Below are 7,467 nucleotides of genomic sequence, written 5' to 3' on the forward strand. Positions count from 1 at the left end.
GAATACAACACCTATGGTGAGCCACGTAGTGTCTCGCTTAACCTGAGAACCAGCTTCTGATCGATAACTTAAATACTCTTCACGGACGAAGGGCAGCTATCTATTCGAGAGATTATTTGACGTAAATTAAGAAAATCGCTCATAGCTTTAACGGAATATAAATAGTCATTTTTACTATTTGTCTGCTGGCAAATTATCTTCAAAATCCCATTATCACTCGAAAGTAAAGCAAGTAGCTGGATATAAGTTTATCTACGACAGCCCTTACATTTATATGGTTGGTTAAGGGAGTTTCCCGTAAAGCCACAATTGACAGGCTTGTTACACTCCTTTACATTACGCAAATCTAAATCACTATCATTTAGCTTTAATTTAAACAAACTGGGAAATGTAATGTATCCACCTGTTCAAAAGCTCCGGCTGTTTTGTGCCCCTGCCGTATTGGCTATGTTTGTATTTACACCAAATGCAATCGCTGAGGAAACTGAAGAAAAGTCATTGGATCTGCCTACCGTTGAGGTTACATCGACAAACGCAGATACGTTAGGTTATATCGAGCTGGAAAAAGAGCCAAGTGTGGGAAAACTGAATGTGCCTCTGGTTGATCAGCCTTTCTCAATGTCGGTAGTGGATGAAAACTTTATTCGAGATACAGGCGCCAAAACGATTCAGGATGCGCTGCTCTATAGCTCTGGTGTATATGCTGGTGGTTTTGGTTTAGATACACGTGGTGACTCTGCTAAGGTTCGCGGAATTGATCCCTCGCAATATGTTGATGGTCTTCGTCAACTGTATGGTTTTTATAATACGGTAAGACCTAATGTTTATGCACTTGAGAGTATTGAGGTTCTAAAAGGCCCTTCTGCAGTGTTGTACGGACAGGGTGAGTTAGGGGGAATACTTAATTCGGTTTCGAAACTTCCTAAAGAAGAAAAGCAGGGCGAAATCTGGGCTCAGTATGGTTCATTTCACCGTAAGCAAATCGCTTTCGATGTGACTGGTCCAGCAACCGAAGATGGAAAGTTACTCTATCGAGTTGTTGGCCTTGAACGAGATAGTCAGACTCAGGTTGATTATGTCGACGATGATGGTTTTTTTATTGCGCCTTCTTTGACATGGAGACCCACGGAAGATACCAGCTTTACGGTACTCTTTAACAGACAGATGAATACAGGCCAGGTGTCTGCTCAGTTTCTCCCGCAAGCTGGAACATTGGATCGTGGACCGCTGGGTTATGTTGGTTCAGAAACGTTTGTTGGTGAACCTGGCTGGGATAAATATGACCGTGAGAAGACAGAAGTAACGCTAATGTTTGACCATAGCTTCAACCAGGCATGGTCTTTCTCCACGACAGCTCGTTATTCGGAGTCCAGCACTAAAACTCGGGAGCATTACACCACGGCTCCAAGTGGTTTTACCACTGATGCTGATGGCAACATTGGTCGTTTTATCACTACAGCGGATAGAGAAACCCGAATTTTCAACTTAGATGCTCGCCTTCAAGGAAAATTTGATACAGGTGTCGTTCAGCACAATGTGGCAATCGGTGTGGATCGGCAAGATGCTCTCTGGGAAACCGATAACTCAGCGTCAGCTATTGGAACCCCAATAAACCTTTATAATCCAGTGTATGGTAATTTTGACCCTGGTATTCTCGACCCAACTAATCCGAATGATAATCAAATCAGACAGGTTGGCTTTTACTTTGCCGATCATATGGAAATCGGTCCTGTCGTTGTTTCTGCCGCATTACGACGAGATTGGGCGAAAAATATCCTGCTTGCTGAAGTAGGAGATAATGTAACCAGCGAGGAAAATGAGACAACAGGCCGTATAGGGATTATGTACCGCTTTGAAAATGGGCTTTCCCCTTACGCCAGTTACTCGGAAGCATTCACAATGAATCTTGGAACCAGCGAAGAAAGTACGCTGAAGCCTACCACAGGTAAGCAGCGTGAATATGGTTTCAAATACTTGTCTAATGATAAAAGCCTAGCGATTACCGCGGCCTATTTTGATATTCTGCAAACCAATCGTGTCCAGCCAGGAGATATTCCTGACGGCGTTGAACAGACAGGGGCGACCATTGACGGCTGGGAATTACAAGTCAATAAACGCTGGGCTCAATTTGAAACCCAATTTAGTTACACCAATATGAATGCAGACAATGGTCAAACAGGTGAACGTTTGGCCTATGTTTCTGAAAAAGTAGCGTCTTGGTGGAATAAATATTACTTGAACAATAATTGGCGTATTGGGGCCGGCGTTCGTTATATCGGTGATAGTGTAGGTTCTGATTATGGAACAGGAGCTGGACCTAAAATACCGTCCGAGACACTTTACGATGCGATGATTGGATATGGTTATCAAAACTGGGATTTCACGGTAGATGTTAAGAATCTGACTGATGAAGAATATATTTCTTGGTGTCGTGGCGTTGGGCGTGATTGCGGCTATGGCGAACGCCGTAATATCACGGCCAATGTCCGTTATAGCTTCTAGGATTAAAATAACAAGGCCCCTGAATTGGGGCCTTATTCATTTCAAATCATACTAATCTGACTTCGGATTATCGATAATAGCGATGATCCCGATACCCGTAATTCCGATGATTTCCTCTGGATTCATATCGATAATGGTCACGGTGATTACCGTGTCCACGGTAGGATTGCGGATGATGTTTATGCTTTGAATAATATTTTTTTGGCTGGTGGTAATGGTGTTTATGTTTTGAATAATACTTTTTCGGCTGATGGTAATGATGCTTGTGATAGCTGTATCGGGGAGCATGGTGCTGCACGACATAGCCATGATGACGATGATCTACATAACCGATTGGATAGCCAAGCCCTATATTGATTCTGACGTCTGCTTTGGCCGTGTTGACTGAAAAGCCGATGATTAACAGTGAAAACACCATTAAGATAAATGTTTTTGTCTTTGTTAAATTTAACATTGTGTTTACCTCGCTTGATAAAGCCTGTCACTGAAAAGCAGATTAACCGTTCTTTCTGTAAGTTTGTTTCAAGCTATGTAAATGTTTGTAAGTGATATAAAAAATTCGAGGAAACGGTTTATCACGAATCTGAATATCAACTAACGCAATGTTCCAATTATTCAAATTAATAACTGAAAATTGTTCATCAAACTGTCACAGATGAGCATTAAATTGCATGAGTGAATTTCAATAAGAGTGATCACTCATGTCTACCCTTACCCAGCAAAACCCCTCGTTAAACGCACAGGTGTCTCAATCCAATTGGCAAGCATGGTTGATGGTGGCGGCATTGATTTATCTTTTGCTGGCTTCTGTGGGGGCCATTGGCAGTGGTTTTAAAATGGCGACAGCCAGTAATGCCAAGGAATTATTTTCTTTTGCATCAAATCCGGTGATTGCTCTCATTATCGGTGTTGTCGCTACTGCATTGATTCAAAGTTCCAGCACGGTCACCTCCATTATTGTCGGCATGGTGGCGGGCGGTTTGCCGTTAAGTATTGCTATTCCTATGGTCATGGGCGCGAATATCGGTACTTCATTAACCAGTACGCTGGTGAGTCTGGGACATGTGCGTAACGGCGAAGAATTCCGCCGGGCGTTTGCTGCTGCCACAGTGCACGACAGCTTCAACATCTTTGCTGTTCTGATACTGTTACCGTTAGAACTTTTATTTAAACCGTTACAGAATACTGCTGAGTTTATGTCCGGGTTTTTCATTTCGGATACCAGCGTCAGCATGAGTAATGTAAATTTCATGAAGACCTTGCTGGCACCGGCCAACGATGCGTTGAAGTTTATAACGGGTTGGCTGCCTGAGGTCTGGGCGGGGATTGCGTTAATAGTGATAGGTATAGCGTTGATCCTGTTTGTGGTTTCAGCGATAGGTAAGTTACTGCGTAAAGTGATGGTCGGCAAAGCAAAAGACATTTTGCATAAGGCGGTAGGCAGGGGACCGATTGCTGGCATGACTTCAGGGTCAATTATTACTGTTCTGGTCCAATCTTCTTCAACCACGACTGCCTTAATCGTTCCGCTGGCAGGAACCGGTGTCTTTTCAATTAAACAGATCTATCCATTTACTTTAGGGGCAAACGTCGGCACCACCATCACCGCCTTGCTGGCAGCAACGGCGATATCGGGCCCAACTGCTGAACTTGCTTTGCAGATAGCCCTGGTACATCTGTTTTTTAATCTGATGGCGATTCTACTGATATATGTATTGCCGGTATTTCGCCAGTTACCGGTCAAAATGGCCGAGACCCTGGCGATGTATGCCCAGAAAAACAAGCTTTATGTTGTTGCCTATATAGGCGGTGTATTTTTTGTGCTTCCATTGTTGATCATTGGCATAAGTCAGATCTTCTAATCAGAACAAATCATTTTGAGGTTTAAGCCATGTCCAATTTAACGCCACAGGAAAGACAAGTCCGTATTCGTGAACTCAAGCAAGCCATTGAGGAACTTGAAGCGGGCATGCCCAGTGAAATGGATGCACAGCAACACGAGAAAATTGATGAGCTGGAACACTATTTTGATGCGGTGGAAACCAAATTCACCAGTTTGAAAATTTTCTGGGAAGACTTGAAACAATCGTTGAAAGATTCCAAGCATGACTAATTCGACAAGTCGGAGTAAATCTCAGTGAAACAACAATATGTAAGCGTGATTGCTGGTCTTGTTTTAGCTATGTTGGCTGGGTGTTCACAGCAGGATGATCTTTCGGAAGTTAATATTACTGAAAACACCCTTGTCGTAAATGGATCCAGTACCGTCTTTCCGATATCTACTGAAGCCGCCAAACGCTTTATACGGGAGCAACCGGAAACCGAAATCTCGGTTAAGTTTTCTGGAACCAATGCGGGTTTTCGTTTGTTTTGTGAAGGAAAAAGCGATGTCAGTAATGCTTCCAGGCCGATCAACGCCGAAGAAGTTGCTTTATGTGCAAAAAATCAGATTGATTATGTCGAGCTCCCATTGGCGCAGGATGCCCTGGCAGTGGTTGTGCACTCGGGCAATGATTGGGTCGATTCTCTGACGCTGGACGAGTTAAAAGCTATCTGGTCAAAGCAAAGTGAAGACGAAATCATGAACTGGAATCAGCTGAGATCGGAATGGCCAGATAAGTTGTTATCACTATATGGCAGAGGGCAGGATTCCGGCACCTATGACTACTTCACAACGCATGTAACAGGGGTCACCCGGGAAAGTCGTTCCGACTATGTCGCCAGCGAAGATGAAGAGTATTTGGCAGAGCATATTGCCAAAGATAAAAATGCATTGGGATTTTTTGGGATTGGCGGCTATCACCGTCATTGGGATACGTTAAAACTGGTACCAATTGATAATGGTAATGGCCCTGTTTACCCATCTATTGAAACCGTGGCAAATGGTCAATACACGCCGTTTTCCAGACCATTGTTTCTGTATGTGAATAAACAGTCTTTAGAAGACAAAGCTAATCTTAAAGTATTTTTAACACACTATTTTTCCAATATGGTCACCTGGCTGCATTTCACCGGTTATATGCCATTAACAGAAGCGCAATATGCTCAAAACATTCAACAGCTGCTTAAATAACGTAACAATTATTTTTAACTAAGATAAGCGGCCAATACAATCCAGGCCATATCTTTTGCCTTGTTTGCTGCAGTTAAATCTCCCTGTACATGGGCCATTACGATGGCTCCTTCTTTTAACAGGCTGATTGACTGTGTCACCCGTTGAATAGCTGGTTCAAGTATTCCCAGGGCGCCGATCTGTCTTTCGATTAAAGTATTTATCCGTTGTTTATGTTGCTGACATTGTTGATGGAGTGGGTGATGCGGATCGTTAAATTCAGCACAGGTGTTAATAAAAAAACAGCCATGAAAGTCAGCGAGTAATTTGACGCGGTTATTTATCCAGTCATCTACCGCATCAAACAGTTCATTAAGGCCATCATATCCAGGTTTGACCTGTTCCAATCTGCCAGCTAACCAGTAATAGAAATTTTCATCGCGGTATTCGACTACTGCCTGAATCAATTCGTCTTTACTGGCAAAGTGGTTGTATAGCGTTTTTTTGGCGATACCTGCTGTCTGCAGGATCTGATTAATCCCAACAGCATGAATTCCATTTCGGTAAAACAGATCAAATGCGGTATGAATTAATTGCTGGCGTTTATCCATAATCATTTCTCACAAATTTAGTGCCAGTTTGACAGAGGTAGACTGATCTGTCTATTCTGTGGGTAGACAAATCGGTATACATCTATTGCAGGAGATAAAATCATGCAGCAAACAGAACAGAAACCACCGTTTCCCCCGTTTAACGCTGAAACCGCCAAACAAAAAGTCCGTATAGCTGAAGATGGCTGGAATAGCCGGGACCCGGAAAAAGTATCCTTGGCCTATACCGTTGATAGCCAGTGGCGTAATCGCTCGGAGTTTCCAGTGGGCCGAGAGCAGATCAAATCATTCCTGGAGAGAAAGTGGCAAAAGGAAAGAGAATACCGACTGGTTAAAGAACTTTGGGCATATAGCGAAAACCGGATTGCTGTGAGATTTGCCTATGAATGGCACGATGAAAGTGGCCAATGGTTTCGATCGTATGGAAATGAAAACTGGGAATTTGATGAAAATGGGTTAATGAAAACCCGTTTCGCCAGTATTAATGATCTGGCTATTGCGAAAAGTGAGCGGAAATTAACCTGGCCTTCAGGTCGAAGACCAGATGACTATCCGAGCCTCAGTCAAATGGGATTATAGCCTTAGCATAGATACGAGGGTGCGGAGTTGATCCTCCGCACCCTATAGTTTTTATCTTAGCAACAGGAACATCGCTTGATTTTCCCGAACAATATTCAATAACAATTCCGGTTGATTGGTCACCATCTGTTTAAATTGTTCCAGATTACTGACCGGTTGACGGTTTACCGAGGTGACAATGTCATAACTGCGTAACCCCGCATTCCATGCCGGACTGCCACGTTGGACAGAATACAGCATAATGCCCTGTATTTTACCGTAAGCCGGTGAATCCTGTTCAATATCACCAAAGGTTGCACCAGCCAGTTTAGGGTGAACATCACCGGATTGTGTGCTGGTGGTGCTCCGTTGCATTTCCGTTACTTTAGCTGTCAGAGTCTGCGGATTTCCGTCACGAATAATATCCAGTTTGATAGTTTGTCCAACCATTAACAAACCGATGGTATTTCGCAGGTTATCCGCATTTAATAGCGAGACACCATCTACAGCGGTGACTACATCGCCCACTTGTAATCCGGATTTTTCAGCGGCTGATCCGGGTATGACATTGGTGACTACAGCACCCCCACGATTATCTTCAATCCCAAAAGCTTGTGCGAGTTCTGGCGTAATGTCCTGCATCTGTACGCCCAAATAAGCACGACGTACTTCGCCATGCTCAAGTAACTGGTCGGTAATCTGTTTGACTAAATTACTGGGGATGGCAAAACCGATACCGATATT

At 43.4% G+C, this 7,467-nt stretch carries 8 protein-coding genes; 5 read left to right on the plus strand and 3 right to left on the minus strand.

What is annotated here, in order from left to right; translation table 11 throughout:
• Positions 1-393: 393 nt before the first annotated feature.
• The gene (locus B3O33_RS04060) at positions 394-2,502 is read left to right on the plus strand and encodes a TonB-dependent siderophore receptor (RefSeq protein ID WP_292361357.1); all 2,109 of its coding nucleotides are present in this window, start codon (positions 394-396) and stop codon (positions 2,500-2,502) included.
• Between the two features lie 51 nt (positions 2,503-2,553).
• Here B3O33_RS04060 and B3O33_RS04065 read toward each other — a convergent pair whose 3' ends face one another.
• A complete protein-coding gene (locus B3O33_RS04065; protein ID WP_292361356.1) occupies positions 2,554-2,811 on the minus strand; it encodes a hypothetical protein in 258 nt (85 codons plus the stop codon).
• 392 nt (positions 2,812-3,203) lie between these two features.
• On the opposite strand from B3O33_RS04065, the gene B3O33_RS04070 reads away from it, so the two are divergent.
• From B3O33_RS04070 to B3O33_RS04080, 3 genes are read left to right on the plus strand one after another with little or no spacing between them, the layout of a single operon-like run.
• Positions 3,204-4,364 carry a Na/Pi symporter gene (locus tag B3O33_RS04070; RefSeq protein ID WP_292361355.1) on the plus strand — a complete coding sequence of 387 codons (1,161 nt, stop codon included), beginning with the start codon at positions 3,204-3,206 and terminating at the stop codon, positions 4,362-4,364.
• Between the two features lie 29 nt (positions 4,365-4,393).
• Positions 4,394-4,615: a hypothetical protein gene (locus B3O33_RS04075; protein ID WP_292361354.1), complete on the plus strand. Its 222-nt coding sequence runs from the start codon at positions 4,394-4,396 to the stop codon at positions 4,613-4,615.
• Between the two features lie 24 nt (positions 4,616-4,639).
• Positions 4,640-5,575, plus strand: coding sequence for a PstS family phosphate ABC transporter substrate-binding protein (locus B3O33_RS04080; RefSeq protein WP_292361353.1), 936 nt, complete (start codon positions 4,640-4,642; stop codon positions 5,573-5,575).
• Positions 5,576-5,589: 14 nt separating this feature from the next.
• Here B3O33_RS04080 and B3O33_RS04085 read toward each other — a convergent pair whose 3' ends face one another.
• Complete coding sequence (locus B3O33_RS04085) at positions 5,590-6,165, minus strand: TetR/AcrR family transcriptional regulator (protein ID WP_292361352.1); 576 nt, start codon at positions 6,163-6,165, stop codon at positions 5,590-5,592.
• A 102-nt stretch (positions 6,166-6,267) separates the two neighbouring features.
• Here B3O33_RS04085 and B3O33_RS04090 point away from each other — a divergent pair, with 102 nt between their 5' ends.
• Entirely contained in the window at positions 6,268-6,744 is a 477-nt protein-coding gene (locus B3O33_RS04090) for a nuclear transport factor 2 family protein (protein WP_292361351.1), read from the plus strand.
• Between the two features lie 51 nt (positions 6,745-6,795).
• Here B3O33_RS04090 and B3O33_RS04095 read toward each other — a convergent pair.
• Positions 6,796-7,467: PDZ domain-containing protein (locus B3O33_RS04095; RefSeq protein ID WP_292363012.1), on the minus strand; the 672-nt coding region annotated here is incomplete at its 5' end.

This window comes from Methylophaga sp. UBA1464 (assembly GCF_002325665.1).
GTDB lineage: Bacteria > Pseudomonadota > Gammaproteobacteria > Nitrosococcales > Methylophagaceae > Methylophaga.